At 66.0% G+C, this 20,657-nt stretch carries 19 protein-coding genes; 6 read left to right on the top strand and 13 right to left on the bottom strand.

Translation table 11 applies throughout. The annotated features are described in order from the left end of the window. Positions 1–42: 42 nt before the first annotated feature. On the top strand, positions 43–909 hold the full coding sequence (locus NAV27_RS08875) for a LysR family transcriptional regulator (protein ID WP_102829318.1): 867 nt from the start codon (positions 43–45) through the stop codon (positions 907–909). 16 nt (positions 910–925) lie between these two features. Here the strand turns inward: NAV27_RS08875 and NAV27_RS08870 are convergent, their stop codons facing one another. Together NAV27_RS08870 and NAV27_RS08865 are read right to left on the bottom strand one after the other, a co-directional pair. Next, positions 926–2,710: a bifunctional diguanylate cyclase/phosphodiesterase gene (locus NAV27_RS08870; RefSeq protein WP_008570259.1), complete on the bottom strand. Its 1,785-nt coding sequence runs from the start codon at positions 2,708–2,710 to the stop codon at positions 926–928. A gap of 127 nt (positions 2,711–2,837) precedes the next feature. Then, the gene (locus NAV27_RS08865) at positions 2,838–3,278 is read right to left on the bottom strand and encodes a hypothetical protein (protein ID WP_008570261.1); all 441 of its coding nucleotides are present in this window, start codon (positions 3,276–3,278) and stop codon (positions 2,838–2,840) included. Between the two features lie 120 nt (positions 3,279–3,398). On the opposite strand from NAV27_RS08865, the gene NAV27_RS08860 reads away from it, so the two are divergent. The 3 genes from NAV27_RS08860 to NAV27_RS08850 all read left to right on the top strand — a co-directional run bounded on the left by NAV27_RS08860 (position 3,399) and on the right by NAV27_RS08850 (position 5,319). Next, positions 3,399–3,656, top strand: coding sequence for a hypothetical protein (locus NAV27_RS08860; protein WP_146029401.1), 258 nt, complete (start codon positions 3,399–3,401; stop codon positions 3,654–3,656). Positions 3,657–3,691: 35 nt separating this feature from the next. Next, positions 3,692–4,048, top strand: a complete 357-nt coding sequence (locus NAV27_RS08855; RefSeq protein ID WP_102829319.1) for a rhodanese-like domain-containing protein — start codon at positions 3,692–3,694, stop codon at positions 4,046–4,048. Between the two features lie 137 nt (positions 4,049–4,185). Continuing rightward, a complete protein-coding gene (locus NAV27_RS08850; RefSeq protein ID WP_102829320.1) occupies positions 4,186–5,319 on the top strand; it encodes a mechanosensitive ion channel family protein in 1,134 nt (377 codons plus the stop codon). 10 nt (positions 5,320–5,329) lie between these two features. Here NAV27_RS08850 and acs read toward each other — a convergent pair whose 3' ends face one another. The 3 genes from acs to NAV27_RS08835 all read right to left on the bottom strand — a co-directional run bounded on the left by acs (position 5,330) and on the right by NAV27_RS08835 (position 9,820). Next, the gene (gene acs, locus NAV27_RS08845; protein WP_102829321.1) at positions 5,330–7,285 is read right to left on the bottom strand and encodes an acetate--CoA ligase; all 1,956 of its coding nucleotides are present in this window, start codon (positions 7,283–7,285) and stop codon (positions 5,330–5,332) included. A 491-nt stretch (positions 7,286–7,776) separates the two neighbouring features. After that, the gene (locus NAV27_RS08840; protein ID WP_102829322.1) at positions 7,777–8,775 is read right to left on the bottom strand and encodes a TRAP transporter substrate-binding protein; all 999 of its coding nucleotides are present in this window, start codon (positions 8,773–8,775) and stop codon (positions 7,777–7,779) included. A gap of 145 nt (positions 8,776–8,920) precedes the next feature. Then, entirely contained in the window at positions 8,921–9,820 is a 900-nt protein-coding gene (locus tag NAV27_RS08835; RefSeq protein ID WP_102829323.1) for a LysR family transcriptional regulator, read from the bottom strand. 177 nt (positions 9,821–9,997) lie between these two features. Between NAV27_RS08835 and NAV27_RS08830 the strand changes: the two genes are divergently transcribed. Together NAV27_RS08830 and NAV27_RS08825 are read left to right on the top strand one after the other, a co-directional pair. Then, on the top strand, positions 9,998–11,200 hold the full coding sequence (locus NAV27_RS08830) for a CaiB/BaiF CoA transferase family protein (protein ID WP_102829324.1): 1,203 nt from the start codon (positions 9,998–10,000) through the stop codon (positions 11,198–11,200). Between the two features lie 103 nt (positions 11,201–11,303). Continuing rightward, a complete protein-coding gene (locus NAV27_RS08825) occupies positions 11,304–12,239 on the top strand; it encodes a hydroxymethylglutaryl-CoA lyase (protein ID WP_102829325.1) in 936 nt (311 codons plus the stop codon). A gap of 56 nt (positions 12,240–12,295) precedes the next feature. On the opposite strand, the gene NAV27_RS08820 is transcribed toward NAV27_RS08825, so the two are convergent. From NAV27_RS08820 to NAV27_RS08785, 8 genes are all read right to left on the bottom strand, one after another. Beyond that, complete coding sequence (locus tag NAV27_RS08820; RefSeq protein WP_102829326.1) at positions 12,296–13,186, bottom strand: alpha/beta fold hydrolase; 891 nt, start codon at positions 13,184–13,186, stop codon at positions 12,296–12,298. Positions 13,187–13,301: 115 nt separating this feature from the next. Further along, positions 13,302–14,294: a TRAP transporter substrate-binding protein gene (locus NAV27_RS08815; protein WP_102829327.1), complete on the bottom strand. Its 993-nt coding sequence runs from the start codon at positions 14,292–14,294 to the stop codon at positions 13,302–13,304. Positions 14,295–14,348: 54 nt separating this feature from the next. Beyond that, a complete protein-coding gene (locus NAV27_RS08810; protein ID WP_102829328.1) occupies positions 14,349–15,176 on the bottom strand; it encodes an HpcH/HpaI aldolase/citrate lyase family protein in 828 nt (275 codons plus the stop codon). A 20-nt stretch (positions 15,177–15,196) separates the two neighbouring features. Continuing rightward, positions 15,197–16,402 (bottom strand): CaiB/BaiF CoA transferase family protein, encoded by a 1,206-nt coding sequence (locus NAV27_RS08805; protein WP_043297162.1) that lies wholly within the window; start codon positions 16,400–16,402, stop codon positions 15,197–15,199. Positions 16,403–16,546: 144 nt separating this feature from the next. Beyond that, the gene (locus NAV27_RS08800; RefSeq protein ID WP_102829329.1) at positions 16,547–17,899 is read right to left on the bottom strand and encodes an MmgE/PrpD family protein; all 1,353 of its coding nucleotides are present in this window, start codon (positions 17,897–17,899) and stop codon (positions 16,547–16,549) included. After that, on the bottom strand, positions 17,896–18,288 hold the full coding sequence (locus NAV27_RS08795; protein WP_102829330.1) for a VOC family protein: 393 nt from the start codon (positions 18,286–18,288) through the stop codon (positions 17,896–17,898). The genes NAV27_RS08800 and NAV27_RS08795 overlap by 4 nt, the downstream gene beginning before the upstream one ends. A gap of 176 nt (positions 18,289–18,464) precedes the next feature. Beyond that, positions 18,465–19,628 carry an acyl-CoA dehydrogenase family protein gene (locus NAV27_RS08790; protein ID WP_008570277.1) on the bottom strand — a complete coding sequence of 388 codons (1,164 nt, stop codon included), beginning with the start codon at positions 19,626–19,628 and terminating at the stop codon, positions 18,465–18,467. A 157-nt stretch (positions 19,629–19,785) separates the two neighbouring features. Continuing rightward, the gene (locus NAV27_RS08785; RefSeq protein WP_102829331.1) at positions 19,786–20,607 is read right to left on the bottom strand and encodes an HTD2 family dehydratase; all 822 of its coding nucleotides are present in this window, start codon (positions 20,605–20,607) and stop codon (positions 19,786–19,788) included. Positions 20,608–20,657 lie beyond the last annotated feature (50 nt).

Here is a 20,657-nt window from a genome sequence, read left to right as displayed (position 1 = left end):
TCAGCTACAAGCCATTCGCTTTTCAAATAGATAGGCGTACCGATGAATCATCAGGACCTGCAGATCGACTGGCTGAAATGCTTCGTGGCCGTGGTGGATGCCGGCTCGCTATCGGCCGCCGCGCCGCAGGTGCACCGTTCCCAGTCGGCAATCAGCATGCAGCTCAAGAAACTGGAAGCAGCCCTGGGCTGCCAACTGCTGCTGCGCGGGCCGCGCCAGCACCAGCTCACGCCGCAGGGGCAACTGCTGCTGGGCTACGCGCGCCGCATGCTCGACGTGCATGGCCAGGCGCAGGCGGCCTTTCATGGTGAAGAGCTGACCGGGCGCATCCGCCTCGGCGTGCCGGATGACTATGCCGCGCGCTACCTGACGCCCGTGCTCAGACGCTTTGCGCCGCATCACGGCGCGGTGGAAATCGAGCTGATCTGCGAGCAGTCGACCGCACTGATTCCGCGCGTCGAGCGCGGCGACCTCGATCTGGCGCTGGTCTCGCGGGATCACCCGCGGCACGGCACGCTGCTGTTTCATGAACCGATGGTGTGGGTCGGCGCCGACACGTTCCAGCTCTGGCGACGCGACCCGCTGCCCATCGCCGTCTACGAAGACGCCAGCCTGGCCAGGCGCAGCGCCATCCATTCCCTGGCGTTGCAGGGCCGGCGCTACAAGGTCGTGTACAACAGCTCCAGCCTGGCCGGGCAGATCGCCGCCGTCGAGAGCGGACTGGCCGTCGCGGTACTGACCCAGTGCAGCGCGCCGGCACACCTGCGGATACTTGGCCGCGACGAGGGTCTGGGGCCGCTGGAGCCGATGGAAGTCGCGGTTTACCGCAGCCGGGCCTCGCACGGCGCCAAAGCCGTGGACAGCCTGTATGACCTGCTGATCAAGACGCTGCGGCTCTCACCGGCCTGAGCGCCGCGCCCGCCGCCTACGAAACCATCGCCGCCGCGCCAGCGGCCCGCACGGCCTGCGGGGCAAGGCGATGCAGGCTGTAGCCGGCCTGCTTCTTCGCCGCGCGCTTGGCGTCCGAGGCCAGCGCGGCAAGACTGCCGGCGTCCAGCCCGTGCGGTTGCTCGCCGTCCAGCAGCACCACGCCGATCGACAGCGACAGCAGCGGATAGCGCTCCGGCTGGCCCGCCCGATCCTCGGCGACGAAGCAGCCTTCGGCCAGGTGATCGGCACGGTAGAACTGGCGCACCCGCTGCTCGAAATGAGCGAACAGGCGTTCGAGCCGCGCATGCCAGTCGTCGCAGCGCAGCACCAGCATGAAATCGTCACCGCCGATATGCCCGATGAACTCGCTGACCGGGTCGATCGCATCGTTGAGGCACTGCGCCAGGCACAGCAGCACCTCGTCGCCCTTGGCATAGCCGTAGAGGTCGTTGAAGGGCTTGAAGTTGTCGACGTCCACGTAGCAGATCGCCGCCTCGCAGTGCTGCTGCAACAGGCGCGACAGACTCTGCTGGATCGGCACGTTGCCCGGAAGCAGCGTCAGTGGGTTGGCATGCCGCGCCTGCTGGATCTTCATTTCGGTGATCAGCTTGAGCAGGTCCATCACGCGCCCGAGCCCCTGGTAGCGGCCGTCGAGGGTAATGATGAAATCCTCGTCGACGCGCTGGCGTGCGCGGCTGGTCAACAGGCGGCTGACCTGCTGCAGCGACTGGCTGATTTCCACCGACAGGTAATCGGTGCTCATCAGGCGGCTGACCGGCTTGCGCGCCAGCAGCTCGGTGGCGAACGGCTTGAGCAGCGCATCGGAAATCAGATGCCGATGCACGATGCCGACCGGGCGCTGTGCATCGTCCAGCACAGCGAGAGAGCCGAGGCTCGGCTGCAGGCGGAAGATCTCCAGCAGCTCGGCGATCTGCCGTTCGGCGCCGATCGCCTGCTGCTCGATCAACAGCGGTGCCAGCGGCGAAGCGTTCTCCTGCGACTCGGCGGCCGCGGCAATCGCCGAGGGCAGCACCTCCTCGGCATCGAGCAACGGCCGCTCCTGCGGACGTCCCAGCAGATAGCCCTGCACCAGATCGACGCCCATTTCCGTCAATACGGCCAGCTCTTCGGGCAGCTCGATGCCTTCGGCAATCACCTCCGCCTTCGAGGCACGGGCGATGCGCAGGATCGACTCGACGAACTCGCGCTTGAGCCGGTCCTGGTGGATGCCATCGATGAAGTAACGATCGATCTTCACGTAGTCGGGGCGCAGTTCCGACCACAGGCGCAGACTCGAATAACCCGCGCCGAGATCGTCCAGCGCAATCAGAAAGCCCATCGCCCGATAGTGGTGCAGGGCAGCGTGCAGAACCTCGAAATCCTCGGTGGGCGACTGCTCGGTGAGCTCGATGACCACCTGGCTGGCGGGAATGCCGTAGGTCTGCAGCAGCGCCAGCGTGCGGCCGGCGCGGTGGTCATGGTCGAGCAGCGAGTCCGGCGAGGCATTGAGGAACAGCTTGCCCGGCAGTGCGCCCTCGCGGAAACGCCGGCAGGCGTTCTGCCGGAAGCTCACCTCCAGCGCGTCCAGGCGCCCGGCGTGACGGGCCGCAGCCAACAGGTTGATCGGCGAATGCAGGGCGCTGTTGGACGGCCCGCGGCTCAGGGCTTCGTAGCCCAGTACGCGGCGTTCGGACAGCGACACGATGGGCTGAAACAGCGTGGTGATGTCGCCGTGGGCAAGAATGCGGTTGAGTGTGCCCAACTGCTCGGTGACGGTCATGGAGGTTCTCGTTGGCCTGGAAGACGCCGCGCATGACGGCGCAGCGTATTCCATGCCTCCTACGTTGCAATCTGATGACAAGATGGCAAATTGCAATCACTCAAGCCCTTCCAAGCCCGCCAGGCAGTTACGGTCGCGCCGCGCCACCGCCGGTCGGCCCGCCTTGGGTCGCGCCGTTACCGCCACCTGTTCCCATTTCACCCGCAGCGCCGTTGGCGGGCGGAACGGGTGTTGGCGTGGTGGCCGGTCGGTCCGGCGCGAGGGGCCGTTCGTCGCGTGGATCGCCACTGGCCGAATCGTCGAGTCGCGGCACGCGCGGCGCGCGGCGCACATCGCTGGCGGGACGATCCGGCGCGGTGGCATCGCCGGCCGGCGCGCCAGAGGAGTCGATGACCTGGTCGAGCTGCTGGCGCTGCCGCTGCATCTCCACCCCGCTGCGCTGGCGCTCTTCGCGCATTTCCATGCCGCTGCGCTGGCGTTGTTCCTCCAGGGTTGGGGCGTTTTGAGCCAGCGCCGGCGGTATCGCCACGACGCTCAGCAGGAACAGCGAAAGCGGATGAATCTTCATGAGGATGCCTCCACGGGCGGCTGTGCTGTTCCCCTTGGACAACAGGCAAACGTCGCCCGCTGCACCGTTCGCCGGACGCGCGCGGTACGGAACTTGCTGCGACCCTGCCAACCGGAGTCGATGTTGCGAACCGTGACGTTCGCACATGCTGACCGCGCATCGCACAGAGGAAATGACGCCACGATGATTGCCTCTAAAGACCTGCCAGCCGCCTGCGCTTCGCGCCGGCTGGAGCATGTCGAGCACGCCGCGGCGCATTCAGAACAAGAAGAAGGCCACACGATGTTCAAGCAGAAAAAGTTCCGGCAGGCCACACTGATCCTCGTCGCCACTGCGGTGATATTGATCCTGCCCAACCTCACCCGGCTGTTCGGTTGAGGTACGCGGCGGGAAGTCAGCACGAGGACTCCGCCATGCGCCTGTTACCCCTCCTTCTCACCCTTTCGCTGAGCCTGCCGGTCGTGGCCGGCGAAATCGACCGCCCGGCCGCAGTCCAGGCGCTGCAGATGCCGGACACGCTGTTGATCGACGTGCGCAGCAGCGAAGAATTCGCCGAAGGCTCGATTCCGGGCGCCATCAACATCGAGGAATCCGCGCTGGCCGGCAGCATCGCCGAGGTCGCGCCCGACAAGGACGCCACCGTGGTGCTCTACTGCCGCACCGGGCGGCGCTCGTCGGTAGCGCAGGACGAGCTGCAGGCGCTGGGCTATCGCAACGTCATCAATGGCGGCGGCTACGAAGAATTGCTGCCGTTGCTACCGCTCGACTGATCCGCCACGCGGCGCCCGTCCGCCGCACCCGCCTCCCACGCCCAGGGGAACTTCTCGGCGACAGGGGCTACTGAAAACCGTAGCCCTTTGCCCGCGCGCCACCCGGCGCGCGCCGTCGCCGTGGAGGATTCGAATCAATGAAGTGGGACGTTCTGCTGGACGAAACCCTGTGGGTCAACATCGCCATCGTCGCTGCCATCACCGTGGTCAGCTACATACTGCTGCGCGCCATCCTGAAACTGGTCACCAACCGCCTGAAGCGCATGCTCAACGGTTCGCGCAGCGGCTTTACCGGGATCGCCGCGCAGATGCTGGAGAACACCAGCAGTCTGCTGATTCTCGCCTTCTCGCTGCTGATCGGCCTGAAGGTGGTGGAGCTGCCCGAGCGTTGGGAATCGGCGATGTCCCACGGCTGGTTCGTCGCCCTGGCGTTCCAGATTGCCCTGTGGCTGGACACCGCGGTGCGCCTGTGGATGGACAGCCTGACCCGCGACGGCAAGGCGCGCAATCCGGTGACCACCACCATCATCGGCATCATGCTGCGCCTGGTGGTGTGGACCATGATGCTGCTGTCGATCCTCGCCAACCTGGGCGTGAACATCACGGCGATGGTCGCCAGCCTCGGCGTCGGCGGCATCGCCATCGCGCTGGCGGTACAGACGCTGCTCAGCGATATCTTTGCCTCGCTGTCGATCGGCATCGACAAGCCGTTCGAGATCGGCGACTTCGTGGTGTTCGGCGAGGTGGCCGGCACCATCGAGCACATCGGCCTGAAGACCACGCGCATCCGCAGCCTGAGCGGCGAGCAGGTGGTATGCGCCAATGCCGACCTGCTCAAGCAGATCCTGCACAACTACAAGCGCATGAACACCCGGCGCATCGTCTTCAAGTTCGGCATTTCCTACCGCACGCCGTCGGCCAAGGTGCGCGAGGTGAGCGCGCTGGTGCGGCGCATCATCGAAGGGCTGGAGGCGGTCAAGTTCGATCGTGCGCACTTTCTCTCATTCGACGAAAGCCAGCTGACCTTCGAGGTCGTCTACATCATGCAGACGTCCGACTACAACCAGTACATGGACGTGCAGCAGGAGATCAATCTCGCGCTCATCGACGGTCTGAAGGAGCTGGAAGTGGACTTCGCCCACCCGACCCGCCGGATCGAATTCATTGGCGGCAGCTTCCCGGAACTGAGCGTCGCCGGGCTCGCAGCCGGGCAAGCGGACGCAAGCCCGGCGCGCGAGCAGGCCGGGCCGCGGCTGGCGCCCGGTCGCTGATGCCGGCGGCTCAGCCGCGGTGCATCGCCCGGTGCGCATCCACCAGCTGCTGCACCACCGCCGGATCGGCCAGCGTCGAGGTGTCGCCCAGGCCGTCGTAGTCCTGCGTGGCGATCTTGCGCAGCAGGCGACGCATGATCTTGCCCGAGCGCGTCTTCGGCAGCCCGGGCGCCCACTGGATGGTATCCGGCACCGCAATCGGGCCGATCTGCCGGCGCACCCACTGCTGCAGCTCCTGACGCAGTCGGTCGCTCGGCTCGACGCCCGCCAGCAAGGTCACATAAACATAGATGCCCTGCCCCTTCAGCGCGTGCGGCACTCCGACCACCGCCGCCTCGGCGACGTTCGGGTGGGCGACCAGCGCGCTCTCGATCTCCGCGGTGCCCATGCGATGGCCGGAGACGTTGAGCACGTCGTCGACCCGTCCGGTGATCCAGTAGTAGCCATCCTCGTCGCGCCGCGCACCGTCGCCGGTGAAGTACATGCCGCGGAAGGTCTTGAAGTAGGTGTCGACGAAACGGTCGTGGTCCTTGTAGATGGTGCGCATCTGCCCGGGCCACGAATCGAGGATCACCAAATTGCCCTCCGCCGGCCCCTCCAGCAGGTTGCCGAGGTTGTCCACCAGCCCCGCCACCACGCCGAAGAACGGCCGCGTCGCCGAGCCGGGTTTGAGCGCGGTGGCACCCGGCAACGGGCTGATGAGGATGCCGCCGGTCTCGGTCTGCCACCAGGTATCGACAATCGGGCAGCGCGACTGGCCGACGGTCTCGTAGTACCAGTGCCAGGCCTCGGGGTTGATCGGCTCGCCGACGCTGCCGAGCAGGCGCAGGCTGGAACCGTCGGCGCCCCGCACCGCCGCGTCGCCCTCGGCCATCATCGCGCGGATCGCCGTTGGCGCCGTGTAGAGGATGTTGACCTTGTGTTTGTCGATGATCTGCGCGATGCGGGTGACGTCCGGGTGATTCGGCACGCCTTCATACATCAGCGTGGTCGCGCCGTTGGCCAGCGGGCCGTAGATCAGGTAGCTGTGCCCGGTGATCCAGCCGATATCGGCGGTGCACCAATAGATTTCGCCGGGCCGATAGTCGAACACCCGCTCGTGAGTCAGCGCGGCGTACAGCAGGTAGCCGCCGCAGGTGTGCAGCACGCCCTTGGGTTTGCCGGTGGAACCGGAGGTGTAGAGGATGAACAGCGGCTCCTCGGCGCCCATCTCCTTCGGCGCGCAGACTTCGCCGGCCACCCGCATGAGGTCGTCGTAGCTGATGTCGCGATGCTTGTGCCAGCGGATATCGGTGCCGGTCCGGCGTACCACGATGATCTTCTGCACGCAGCCGGTCTGCGGGTTGGTCAGCGCCTCGTCGACGTTCTCCTTCAGCGGCACGGCCTTGCCGCCGCGCAAACCTTCGTCGGCGGTGATCACCACTTTCGACTGGCCGTCGATGATGCGCCCCGCCAGCGCCTCCGGCGAAAAGCCACCGAACACCACCGAGTGGATCGCGCCGATGCGCGCGCAGGCCAGCATCGCCACGGCCGCCTCGGGAATCATCGGCATGTAGAGGGTCACCACGTCGCCCCGATGCACATCCTGGCCACGCAGGGCGTTGGCGAACTTGCTGACCTCAAGGTGCAGTTCGCGGTAGGTGATCTCGCGGTGCTCGGAAGGATCATCACCTTCCCAGATGATCGCCACCTGATCGCCGCGCTCGTCCAGATGGCGATCCAGGCAGTTGGCCGCGACGTTGAGGGTGCCGTCGGCGAACCATTTGATATCAACATGGTGATCGTCGAAGGAGGTGCGTTTGACCTCGGTGAACGGCTTGATCCAGTCCAGCCGCGCGGCCTGCTCGCGCCAGAAGCCGTCGGGATTGATGACCGATTGCTGATACAGCGCCTTGTAGGTGGCTTCGTCGGTCAGCGTATGGGCGGCCGCCTCGGGCCGTACGGGATAGAGTGACGCAGCATTCATGGGGAATTACCTCATGTCGGTCCGGTAACGCTCATCAAGTTGTGCAAACCCTGTCCTACAGGCGAACCCTACGAACCCGAGTGACTGGCGGGACTGCGCGTACGCAATCCTGGCCAGCCGACAACCAAACGCCTGACGACATGTTCGCCGCACACCGACCGCACACGGTGGCGGATGACTAGAGGATAGACAGTGGATCGGTCGCGCATTTCCCTGCGCGCGACGGAGAATGCCGCCGGCGGGTGCAACCATCCCAGCGCACACGGCGGCGTGGCGTGCGCGGACGGTCGCGGCGCCTGTCGGTACAGCCGGCGACCGTTTTGGCGAGGCAAAAAAAAGGGCGACCCCATTCAGGACCGCCCGTCCAACCAGTTAACCGGTTAGCACACACTTAATATCGGATCACGCAGATTCGATGCCGGCCATTGTGCGGCGCCGCCGGGGCAGCGGACACTGCACGTTGGTCTAACAGACCATCGTCACGCTCTGCTTCAGCTCTCGCGGTTCGCCGCGCGGGCCGCTTCGATCAGGTCCTTGCCGATCTCTTCCTCGTACTTCTTCCAGGCCGGCTGCACCGCTTCGCGCCACTTGGCGCGCTGCTCGTCGGTCAGCACCAGGATCTCGCTCTTGCCCGAGTCGATGACGCCCTGCTTGGCCTTCTCGTTCAGCGCCTCGGCCTGGCGGTTCACCTCTACGGTGACCTCGTCGATGATCGCTTCCAGCTCGCCGCGCACATCCGCGGGCAGGCCGTTCCAGAACTTGGTGTTGGTGATCAGCAGGTAGTTGCCGATGCCGTGACCGGACTCGGTGATGTACTTCTGCACCTCGTGGTACTTCTGGCTGTAGATGTTCGACCAGGGATTGTCCTGGGCATTAACCACGCCGGTCTGCAGGCCCTGGTAGATCTCGGCGAAGGCCATCTTGCGCGGCACCGCCCGCAGGGCGGTGTACTGGGCGGCCTGCAGGTCCGAGGGCTGTACGCGGAATTTCAGCCCGCGGGCGTCGGCCGGCTCGCGCAGCGGCTTGTTGGCAGTGAAATGGCGCATGCCGTTGAGCCAATAGGCCAGTCCGGTGATGCCCTTGTCCTCCATGGATTTGAGCATGGCGCGGCCCTTGTCCGACTGCTGGAAGCGCTGCGCGGCGGCCATGTCGTCGAACAGGAACATCAGGTCGAACAGCTGCAGCTGCTTGGTGTACTGCTCGAGCTTCGACGGTGCCGGCGCCAGCAGCTGCACCTCGTTCATAAGCAGCGCCTCCATCTCCTTGCCGTCACCATACAGCGAGGAGTTGGCGAACACCTGCACCTCCACCTGGCCGGGCAGGCGCTCTTCCACGAGCTTCTTGAACATCAGCGCGCCCTGGCCCTTCGGCGTGCTGTCGGCGGTGATATGGGAGAACTTGATCAGGATCGGATCGGCCTGGGCGCCGAGGACGCTAAACAGCGCCGAAGCGGCAAGCAGACGGGTGATGCCACGGGAAAGTCGTGCCATGGGAAGCTCCGTTTTGTAGTTGTGTGAGCCATGCAGCTGGCCCGACTCTACCCCGGCACCGCCACCCACTGAATTGCTATTTGGCCAAGCGCGACTTCGCGTTTGGCGAAGGCAGAGTCGTAATCACCTCGCCGCCCCGCATCGTTCAGGCCTCGCCTTCGCGAAGCGTGAGGTGTTCGAGCATCTGCCGGGCGGTCACCGACAGGCTCTCCAGATTGCGCACGCAGAGCTTCAGCTCGCGCCGCGCCCAGGCATCGGTCAGCGGCACCATGGCCACGTCCAGCGCCGGCAGGTAGTTGCGCACCACCTGCTCGGGCAGCACGCCGATACCCATGCCGGTGTGGATCATCCGGCAGATCGCCTCGAAGCTGCGTACCTGGATGCGCAGGCGCAGCGGCGTGCCCATCTGCTGCGCCGACTGCTGCAGCAGCGCGTGCAGCGAGGCGTCCTGCTGCAGACCAATGAAGTCGAAGCCGGCGGCATCGCGCAGGGCGATTTCTGCACGCTCGGCCAGCGGATGCTCGCGTGGCGTGACCAGCACCAGTCGGTCCTCGCGGTAGGGAAACACCTGCAAGTCATCAGCCGGCAGGTGTCCGGCGAAGATGCCGATATCGGTCAACCCCTCGCGCAGGGCGCGCAGGGTGTCACTGCTGACGCGCTCCTCCAGGTCGATCTTCACTTCCGGATGCTGGCGAGCGAAGGCGCTCAGGTCTTCGGGCAGGAACTCGATCACCGCCGAGGTGTTGGCGTGGATGCGCACATGGCCCTTCACGCCTTGGCTGAACTCGCTGAGGTCGGCGTCCAGCTGTTGCAGGTTGTCAAGCAGGTTGCGCGCGTGGTGCAACAGCGCATGGCCGGCCGGCGTCAGCTCGACACCCTTGGGCTGGCGATAGAGCAGACTGACGCCGAGCTGCCCTTCCAGGTCGCTGACGCGCTTGCTCACTGCCGCCAGCGCCAGATGCTCGCGCTCGGCAGCGCGCGTCAGGCTGCGAGTCTCGGCAATGGCGACGAACAGCCGAAGGGTGACGAAATCGATGCGGCGCATGGGCAAGCTTCCGTATTCGCGGGTGACGAAGCATGCGCTGCTCAAGCCGAGCTTTTCAAAGCGCCTTTCGTCTTAGGCTTCGTGGAACACGAAGCCACGCTTGGCCAACGGCCAATTGTCCGCCGATGGCGCCTCGGTCATGCTCGGCACCATGAATCAACCGGCACAGGTGTCGTGATGAGCGAACAGACAGACAAGAACCTGCCGCTGCAGGGCCTCAAGGTGATCGAGATGGGCCAGCTGATCGCCGGCCCCTTCGCCAGCAAACTGCTCGGCGAATTCGGCGCCGATGTGATCAAGATCGAACCACCGAAGGTCGGCGACCCGTTGCGCAAGTGGCGCAAGCTCAAGGACGGCACCTCGCTCTGGTGGCATGTGCAGTCGCGCAACAAGCGCTCGGTGACGCTCGATCTCAAAGCCGCGGAAGGCCAGGAAATCGTCCGCCAGCTGGTGGCCGAAGCCGACATCCTGGTGGAGAACTTCCGCCCCGGCACACTGGAAGAATGGGGCCTGGGCTGGGATGAGCTGTCGAAGCTGAACCCTCGGCTGATCATGCTGCGCATTTCCGGCTACGGCCAGACCGGCCCCTATCGTGACCTGCCGGGCTTCGGTGTGATCGGCGAAGCCATGGGCGGCCTGCGCCACCTCTCCGGCTACCCCGGCCAGCCGCCGGTGCGGGTTGGCGTCAGCATCGGCGACTCGCTGTCCTCACTGTATGGGGTGATCGGCGTATTGCTCGCCCTGCAGGAGCGCAACCGTAGCGGCCAGGGCCAGGAGATCGACGTGGCGCTGTACGAGTCGGTGTTCGCCATGATGGAAAGCCTGGTGCCCGAATACGACGCCTTCGGCTACGTTCGCGAGCCGGCCGGCAGCGCCCTGCCCGGCATCACCCCGTCCAATTCCTATTTGTGCAACGACGGCGCCTACGTGCTGATCGCCGGCAATGGCGACAGCATCTACAAGCGCCTGATGACCCTGATGGGCCGCCAGGACCTCGCCGACGATCCGCGCTTCGCCCACAACGACGGCCGCGCCCAGCACGCCGAGCTGATCGATGCCGCCATCGGCGAATGGACCCTCCAGCACAGCCGCGACGAGGTGATCGAAGCACTCAAGGGCGCCCGTGTGCCGGCCGGCTATCCCTACACCGCCGCCGATATCGTCAAGGACCCGCACTACCTGGCGCGGCGGATGATCGAGCAGGTGCAGACCTTCGCCGGCCCGCTCAAGGTACCGGGCGTGCTGCCCAAGCTGTCACGCACGCCGGGACGTATCGGCGAAGGCGGCCCGCAACTGGGCGAGCACACCGACGACGTGCTGGCCGGCCTTGGCCTCACCGATGAACAACGCCAGGGCCTGCGCGAACGCGGGATCATCTGACACTGCCCGTAGGGTGGACAACGCGAAGCTTGTCCACCTCCGAGCCAGCCGAAAAGGTGGATGGATGAAGCGTCATCCACCCTACGAAACCCAGGATTCACTTATGAAAAAGCGCCTGTACATCCAGGAAGTCGCCACCCGCGACGGCTTCCAGATCGAAGCGAGCTTCGTGCCGACCGAAGCCAAGATCGCCCTGATCGACCGCCTCTCGCAAACCGGGCTGGCGAAGATCGAGGTCACCTCCTTCACCTCGCCCAAGGCCATCCCCAACCTGCGCGACGCCGAAGAGGTGATGCGCGGCATCCGTCGCGTGGAGGGCGTCGAGTACACCGTGCTGGTACCCAACGTGAAGGGCTGCGAGCGCGCGCTGGCCTGCGAGGTGGACGAGATCAACCTAGTGATGTCAGCCAGCGACACCCACGGCCTGGCCAACCTGCGCATGACGCCCGAACAGTCGCTGGTGCAGTTCCGCGAGATCATCGAGGTTACTCGTGGCAGTGGCGTGTTCATCAACGCCTCGCTATCGACCACCTTCGGCTGCCCGTTCGAGGGCGAGGTGCCGGAGCGGCGCGTCTATGAGCTGGCGCAACGCCTGCTGGAGATCGGCGTGCAGGGCATCACCCTCTGCGACACCACCGGCATGGCCGACCCGGCGCAGGTCGAGCGCATCTGCCGTGAAGCGCTGCACAGCTGGCCGGAAGCCGTATTCACTGCGCATTTCCACAACACCCGCGGCATGGGCCTGGCCAACGCCCTGGCGGCGCTGAACGCCGGCATCGACCGCTTCGACGCCTCTCTCGGCGGACTCGGCGGTTGCCCTTACGCGCCGGGTGCCAGCGGCAACATCTGCACCGAAGACCTGGTGCACATGTTCCAGCGCATGGGCCTGAACACTGGCGTCGATCTCGACCGACTGCTGCAGTGCGCCGCCGACCTGCCGCAACTGGTCGGCCACGACGTGCCGGGGGCGGTACTCAAGGCCGGCAAGGCCGATCGCCGTTATCCGAAACCGAAGTGGATGCAGGAAGCGGGCGTTTGAACGCAGCGGACGACCGAGGGCGTGAGAGTTCGAGTCTCTCCGCCCTCACCCTGTGATCAATCCGCCTGACAGAACCGCAGAATCGCCTCAGCCACCGCCTGCGGCGCCTCGCGCTGAGGGAAATGCCCTACTCCAGGCAGCAACTGTCGGTGGTAGGGCCCGCTGAACATGGCTTCGCGCCCGGCCGAGGTTTCCGGTGCGTTGCAGGTATCCGCCTCGCCATGCAACACCAGCGTCGGCACAGCGAGTACCGGGGTCGGTTGCAGCAGCGCCTCGTCCGATGCATATGCAGGATCGCCGTCGACTAAGCCCCAGCGGTGGCGATAGGAATGCAGTACCACGGCGGCCCAGTCCGGGTTGTCGAATGCCTCCAGCGCCTGGATGAAATCAGCCTCCCTGTACCAGCCGGCCGGTGACCAGGTATCCCACAGCAGCCGCGTGAAGGCTGCGCGATCCTCAACTACCGTGCGCTCGCCGCGCGGGGTGGCCATGTACCAGTGGTACCAGTAGTTGCGCGCCTGGCTGAGCGAGATGTGCTGGTTCGGGTCATTGGTGCCGTAGCCCACCGCGAGCATTACCAGCCGTGCGGCGGCGTGATGGCGCAGCCCGCAGGCATTGGCCACCGCCCGCGCGCCCCAGTCATGGCCGACCAGCACTGGCTGATCGAGGCGCAGCGCATCGATGAAATCCAGCAGATCGCGGCCCAGTGCCGCCAGCTGACCGCTGCGTGGGGTCAGCGGATCGATGAAACGCGTCTGGCCGAAACCGCGCAGTGTCGGGCACAGCACGCGGTAGCCGGCCGCGGCCAGGCGCTCGGCCACGGGCGTCCAGCCTTCCGGGCAATCCGGCCAGCCATGCACCAGCACCGCGACCTGCTGGCCACGAGGATTCCATTCGAGATAAGCGATATCCAGCACCGGTGTGCTGACCCTGGCGTAACGACTCATGCCGGCGTCTCCTTGCGCGTTTGCCGGCCAGCATAAGCCAGCCAGACATGAAAAACGGGCCGGTCGAATTCGACAGGCCCGTTTGTTTTTCCGGCGCTTTGGCGCCACCCATGGCTCAGGAGCGGTTGGCTGACTGCGCCGCTTCGATCAGCTCGGCACCGATATCACCCTCGAACTTCTTCCACACCGGCTTCATCGCCTCGCGCCATTTGGCGCGCTGCTCGGGGGACAGTTCGATGATCTCGGTCTTGCCGGAGGCGACGATGGCCTGGCGCGCCTGCTGGTTGAGGTCGTCGGCCTGGCGGTTCACCTCGGCGGTGACCTCTTCCATGATCGTTTCCAGCTCGCCGCGCACGTCTTCCGGCAGACCGTTCCAGAACTGGGTGTTGGTGATCACCATGTAGTCGATCAGACCGTGATCGGAGGCGGTCATGTAGGGCTGTACCTCGTGCACCTTCTGGCTTTCGTAGTTCGACCAGGTGTTCTCAGTGCCGTTGACCACGCCGGTCTGCAGGCCCTGATAGACCTCGGCGAAGCTCATCTTGCGCGGGTTGGCGCGCACCGCCTTGAACTGCTCGTCGAGCACGGCGGAAGCCTGCACGCGGAATTTCAGCCCGCGGGCATCCTTCGGCTCGCGCAGCGGCTTGTTCGCAGAAAGCTGCTTCATGCCGTTGTGCCAATAGGCCAGGCCGGTGATGTTCTTGTCTTCCATCGCGCGCAACAGCGCCTTGCCTTGCGGGCCGCTCTGGAAACGATCGGCAGCCGCCAGGTCATCGAACAGGAACGGCAGGTCGTAGATCTGGATGGCCTTGGCGTAATGCTCGAACTTGGCCAGCGACGGCGCCAGCATGTGCACGTCACCGAGCAAAAGGGCCTCCATTTCCTTGCCGTCGCCGAACAGCGAGGAGTTCGGGTAGACCTCGACCTTCACCTTGCCCGGCAGGCGTTCCTCGGCGAGTTTCTTGAACAGCAGCGCGCCCTGCCCCTTCGGTGTGTTGTCCGCCACTACGTGGGCGAATTTGATGGTCACGGGGTCGGCGGCATGCACCAACCCGGCGACGGTGAAAGAAAGCGCGCAGGCGAGTGCCTTGAGCTTGTTACTCAGCATGGAAGTACCCTCTTGTTTTTGTCGGTTGGTACGTTTCGCGGGCAAGCGTTGCGGTCAGGGCACCGCTTGCCCGGCACGTTGCAGCAGGCGACGGGCACGGCCGATGACGGGGGCGTCGACCATCTGTCCGTCCACCACGAAAACCCCATCGCCGGAAGCTCCGGCGGCGAGGATGCGTTGCGCCCAGTCCAGTTCCGCGGCACTGGGCATCAGGGTTTCGTGCACCACGGCCACCTGGCTCGGGTGGATGCACAGCAGGCCGCCAAAGCCCATGTCGCGGGCGTCGGCAGCGGCACGGGTGAGGCCATTGAGGTTCTTGATGTCGGGAAAGACGCTGTCCAGCGGTGCTGCCAGCCCGGCCAATCGCGACTGCAGCAGCAGCGCATAGCGTGCCTGGTCAAGCATGCGCTCGGCGCCGGCGGTGCCATTGGCCAGGCCGAGATCGAGGCCCAGGTCCAGCGCGCCGAAGGACAGCCGCTCGACACCCTGGGCGTGGGCAATTTCCGCCAGATTGGCCAGCCCGCGGGCACTTTCGACGATTGGCCAGACCGGCTTGCCGCAGCTGGCCGCCAGCGCAACCTGCACCGCGCTTTCGACCTTCGGCAGCAGCACGCCGGTGACACCGGCATGACGGGCACAGAGCGCCAGGTCCGCGGCCTGCTCGGCATGGGTTGGCGCGTTGATGCGCACCAGCAGGCGCGCCGCCGGGTTGGCCGCGAGGAAGGCATCGAGGTTGCCCCTCGCCTCTGCCTTAAGGTTCTCCGCGACCGCATCCTCAAGGTCGACAATGACCGCGTCGGCGCCGCTCGCCAGCGCCTTGGAAATGCGCTCCGGGCGGGTCGCCGGGACGAACAGCGCGCTACGGATGATCGATGAGTTCATGGGCTGGCTCCTGGGCACGCTCATACCGCGCCCTGCTCGTGCAGGCGCTGGATATCGCCCGGCGCGTAGCCGAGTTCGCTCAGCAGCGCGTCGGTGTGCTGGCCCAGCGCGGGGATCGGGTCCATGCGCGGGGCGAAGGCGCTGTTGCGCCCCGGCGGCAGCAGCGCAGGCAAGCGACCGGCCGGGCTGTCCACCTCGCTCCAGCGCTGGCGCGCCTTGAGCTGCGGATGCGCCCAGACACCGGCCATGTCGTTGACATGCGCATTGGCGATGGGCGCGGCATCCAGCCGGGCGATCACCTCTTCGGCGCTCAGGTGGCTGAACGCCTCGACGATGAGCGCACGCAATTCGGTGCGATGCTCCGAACGCCGGGCGTTGCTCGAGAAGCGCTCGTCCTGCGCCAGCTCCGGCTGCAGCAGGACCTTGTCGCAGAACGCCAGCCACTCGCGCTCGTTCTGCAGACCGAGCATCACCGTGCCGCCGTCGCCGGTGGGGAACGGGCCGTAAGGGTAGATGGTGGCGTGGGCGGCGCCGGCACGCGGCGGCGGCGTCGCGCCCTTGTAGGCGTAGTACAACGGGTAGCCCATCCACTCCACCAGGCTTTCGAGCATGGAAACGTCGACGCGGCTGCCCTCGCCCGTCTTGTCGCGCAGCATCAGCGCCGAGAGCACACCGGTGTAGGCGTACATGCCCGCGGCGATATCGGCGATGGAGCAGCCGGCCTTGGCCATCTCGGTTTCACCCGGCCCACCGGTGACGGAGAGAAAGCCGCCCTCGCTCTGGATCAGCAGGTCATAGGCCTTCTTCTGCTCGTAAGGGCCGCCCTCGCCGTAGCCGGAGATGTCGCAGACGATCAGCCGCGGAAAGCGCTCGTGCAGCGCCTCGAAGGAGAGCCCCATGCGCGCCGCGGCGCCCGGTGCCAGGTTCTGCACCAGCACGTCGGCCTTGGCCAAGAGCTGGTCGAGCACCTGGGCAGCGGCGTCCTGCTTCACGTCCAGGCTCAGGCTTTCCTTGGAGCGGTTGGTCCAGACGAAATGCGAGGCCAGGCCGTCGACCCGCTCGTCGTAGCCGCGGGCGAAGTCGCCGGCACCGGGCCGCTCGATCTTGATCACCCGTGCGCCGAGGTCGGCCAGCTGGCGCGTGCAGAACGGCGCGGCGATGGCGTGCTCGAGGCTGACCACGGTGATGCCATCGAGTGGGCGGGGTTTGACTTGGGTGTCGTTCATGTTCGGTTCCTGCAAATTCGGCGTAGGGTGGAAATCGGCGAAGCCATTTCCACGCGTTTGTTCAGGTCCATCCGGCTCCAAGCGATGCGACGGGGTGCCGTACAAACCGGTGGAAAAGACCTGCGGTCGTTTTCCACCCTACGTTCAGGCCAGCGCGTCCAGCCGCTGCAGCTCGCGCAGCCGCCAGACCGTGTCGATCAGCACGCTCGCCTCGCCTTCGCTGCGTGCGCCGGAGAACTGCAGCAGGCGGCGGAACTTGTCCTCCAGCTCGGCGCGGCTCAGCGTGTTGCCCGGGTCGCCCTTAGGTTCGTCGATGGCGCCGCGCAGCGTGCGGCCGTCGGTGGTGGCTACCTCGACGCGACCGAGCCAGCGCGCGGGATAAGCGCCGTCCACCTCGGGATCGAGGGTCATCGAAACCTTCTCGCGGAACTGCCCGACGCGCGGATCGCTGAGTGCATGCGTATGGAATTCGGTCAGCCCGGCCTTGCCGTACAGGGCGATCAGCCCGAGCACGGTGCCCATGCTGAACTTGGCCTGGTGCACGGTCTGCGGCACCGTCACGCGGCCGAGCACGTCGATCGCGCCCTGGTGCACGCGGGTGGTCACGCTGGCGATGTCATCCGCCTGCAACCCCTCACGCTGCATCAGCGCCAGCAGTGCATCGGCGGCCGGGTGGGTGTGGCGGCAGGAGGCGTGGAACTTGAACGAGGTTTCCGCCAGCGCCCAGCGGCTGCCGAGGCGATCCGACAGCGCGCTCGGATTGGCGTCCTTCGACATGCCCGCGGCCATGCCCTGCTCGCCTTCGAGGATGTTCTGCGCGCCGGTCAGGCCATCGGCCGTGAGGTACGCAGCGAGCAGGCCATCAGCCGCCGCCTTGGCGGTGTGCAGCTGCTTGGAATCCGCCGCATCGCGGAGGAATTCCCACAGCCCCGCCGCTTGCGTACCGGCGCTGCCGAGCAGATGGGTGAACTGCTGCTGGTCGAAATCCATCAGCTTGCCGACTGCCACCGCTGCGGCCAGCGTGCCGACCGTCGCGGTGGTGTGGAAGATGCGGTAATGCGAGCGGCCGAGGAATTCGCCGATACGAATGCCCGCCTCGTAGCCGGCCACGGAGGCCACCAGCAACTCACGGCCGGACTTGCCCAGATCCTGCGCCGCCGCCAGCGCGGCCGGGAAGACCACGGTGGCCGGGTGCAGCACGGAGCTGTTGTGCAGATCGTCCTGTTCCACCAGATGCGAGCTGGCGGCGTTCACCAGCGCGGCGAAATAGGCGCTGCTGCTCTGGCCGTTGACCAGGATGCGCGCCGGACCATCGGCCGGGCCCATCTTCTGCGCGTAGCGCTCGAACAGCGGGATCGGGTGCGCGCCGGCGCTGGCCAGCGCGGAGCCGAGCCAGTCGAGAAACAGGTCTTCGGTGCGGGCGAGCACCGCGTCGGGAATCTGCTCGTAAGCGAGTCCGGCGAGAAATTCGGTCAGGGCGCGGGTGTGCTGGCTCATGCGCTCGGCTCCAGGGGGTTGGATAGTTCGATCAGATTGGAATCGGGGTCGCGAACGTAGACCGAGCGGATCGGCCCGGTGGCGCCGGTGCGCTGCACCGGACCTTCGAGAATGGCGACCTGCTGCGCCTTAAGGTGCGCGATTACATGCTCCAGCGGCGTGGCGACGATGAAGCACAGGTCCGCCGAACCGGGCGTGGGCCGTTCGGCCTTGGGCTCGAACTCGCGGCCGGCCTGGTGCAGGTTGATCTTCTGCTGGCCGAAGACGAGCGCCTTGCGCCCTTCGCCGAAGGTCACCGCCTGCATGCCGAGCACGCGGGTGTAGAAGTCCACCGTCGTCTCGATGTCAGCGACGGTCAGGACCAGATGGTCGAGGTGGTCGATTTGCATGGTTGCCTCTTTGATCAATGCCCGCGTGGATGTGCTTCGCGACATCCACCCTACAAACCCGCCGTCGTAGCGTGGAAAACGGCGAAGCCTTTTCCACGCATCTGTCCGAATCCGCTCAACTGCATCGCCTGTTGAACGCGCGTGGAAAAGACCTGCGGTCGTTTTCCACCCTACCGTCAGAAACTGCGCGGCAGCTCCAGCAGGTGCTCGGCTACATAGGACAGGATCAGGTTGGTGGAGATTGGCGCGACCTGGTACAGCCGCGTCTCGCGGAACTTGCGCTCCACGTCGTATTCGTTGGCGAAGCCGAAGCCGCCGTGGGTCTGCAGGCAGGCGTTGGCCGCCTCCCAGCTGGCCTTGGCCGCCAGGTACTTGGCCATGTTCGCCGCAGCACCGGCGTTACGCCCGGCGTCGTATTCCTCGCAGGCGCGCCAGCGCATCAGGTCGGCCGCTTCCAGCTCGATGTGCGCCTCGGCAATGGGGAACTGCACGCCCTGGTTCTGCCCGATGGGCCGGCCGAACACCACGCGGTCGCGGGCGTACTGCGCCGATTTCTCGACGAACCAGCGGCCGTCGCCGATGCACTCGGCGGCGATCAGCGTGCGCTCGGCGTTGAGGCCGTCGAGGATGTAGCGAAAGCCCTTGCCCTCCTCGCCGATCAGGCTGCTGGCCGGGATTTCCAGGTTGTCGAAGAACAGCTCGTTGGTCTCATGGTTGACCATGTTGGCGATCGGCTGGACGGTCAGGCCGTTGCCGATGGCTTCGCGCAGGTCGACGAGGAAGATCGACATGCCGTCGGCCTTGCGCTGCACCTCGGCCAGCGGCGTGGTGCGCGCCAGCAGGATCATCAGGTCCGAATGCTGGATGCGCGAGATCCACACCTTCTGCCCGTTGATGACGTACTTGTCGCCCTTCTTCACCGCCGTGGTCTTGATCTTGGTGGTGTCGGTACCGGTGGTCGGCTCGGTGACGCCCATCGACTGCAGGCGCAGCTCGCCGCTGGCGAGTTTGGGCAGGTAGTAGCGTTTCTGTTCCTCGCTGCCGTTTCTGAGCAGGGTGAACATGTTGTACATCTGGCCGTGGATGGTCCCGGAGTTGCCACCGCAGTGGTTCACTTCCTCGAGGATCACCGAGGCTTCCGCCAGGCCCAGGCCCGAGCCGCCGTATTCTTCGGGGATCATCGCCGACAGCCAGCCGGCTTCGGTCATGGCCGTGACGAAGGCTTCGGGGAAGCCCTTTTCCTCGTCGATCTTGCGCCAGTATTCGGCGGGGAAGTCGGCACACAGGGCGCGTACGCCTTCGCGGATGAAGTTCAGTTCTTCGGTCTTGTTCGGGGTCATCTCGATTCTCACCACTTCTGGTTGTCGCGGCAGGCGTAGGGTGGATCGCGCTTCATCGATCCACCGGGTGGCGTTCCACCGGGTGGCGAATCCACCGGGTGGAACGCCACCGCCGGGCTTTCGGTGGATAAGGCTGCGCCGTTATCCACCCTACGATTCAGTCGAATTCCACTTCGGCTTTCTGCGCCAGGCCGTTGTGGTCGCCGGCCCAGAGTTCGGCCTGGCCCGGCGCGACGATGCGCCCGCCCACCTCGAACGGCTGCGGCGCGATCAGCGGCCGCACGCCGCGATAGGCGAAACGGCGCAGGCGGGCCTCGGGGTTGGCACGGCAGAACGCGCGCAGGTTGAGGGTGGCGATCAGCGGGCCGTGCACCACCAGCCCGGCATAGCCTTCGCTCTCGGTGACGTAGGGCCAGTCGTAATGGATGCGGTGGCCGTTGAAGGTGACCGCCGAATAGCGGAACAGCAGCGTCGGCGTCGGCGTCACCGCTTCGCGCCAGTCACCGGCGACCATCGGCTCGCCGCTGCTGGCCTTGGGCGGAGTGGGTTCACGGTAGACGATGTCCTGCTCCTCGCGGATCGCCAGACGGCCGTCTTGCAGGTAGTCGTGCTGCACGGTGACGAACAGCAACGCGCCGCTGCGGCCGTGCTTTTCTTCGATGTGCTTGATGGTGGAAACCCGCCGTGCCTCACCGCCGGCCTCCAGCGGACGAAGGAACTCGACCCGGCCGCCGGCCCACATGCGGTTGCGGTCGGCGGCCGGTGGCAGGAAGCCGCCGCGCGCCGGATGGCCGTCTTCGCCGAGACCGCTCTCGAACACCGGCTCCTGGAAGAAACACCATTGCCACAGCGGTGGCAGCGCCTCGCCGTGCGCAGGCGTCTTCTCGCCGAGCGTGGCGGCAATGCGCATCAGCAGGTTGCGGCTGAGCTGGTCGTGGACTTCTTCGGTGCGGCCAATCCAGGCAGAAATATCGGTCATTGCGCTGTCCGGTTGTTGTCTTGTTTGAATCGAGGATGCAACGGAGCCGG

This window comes from Stutzerimonas degradans, assembly GCF_024448505.1.
In the GTDB taxonomy this organism is placed as follows: Bacteria; Pseudomonadota; Gammaproteobacteria; order Pseudomonadales; family Pseudomonadaceae; genus Stutzerimonas; species Stutzerimonas degradans.
This window is presented reverse-complemented; position numbering and strand designations above follow the sequence as displayed.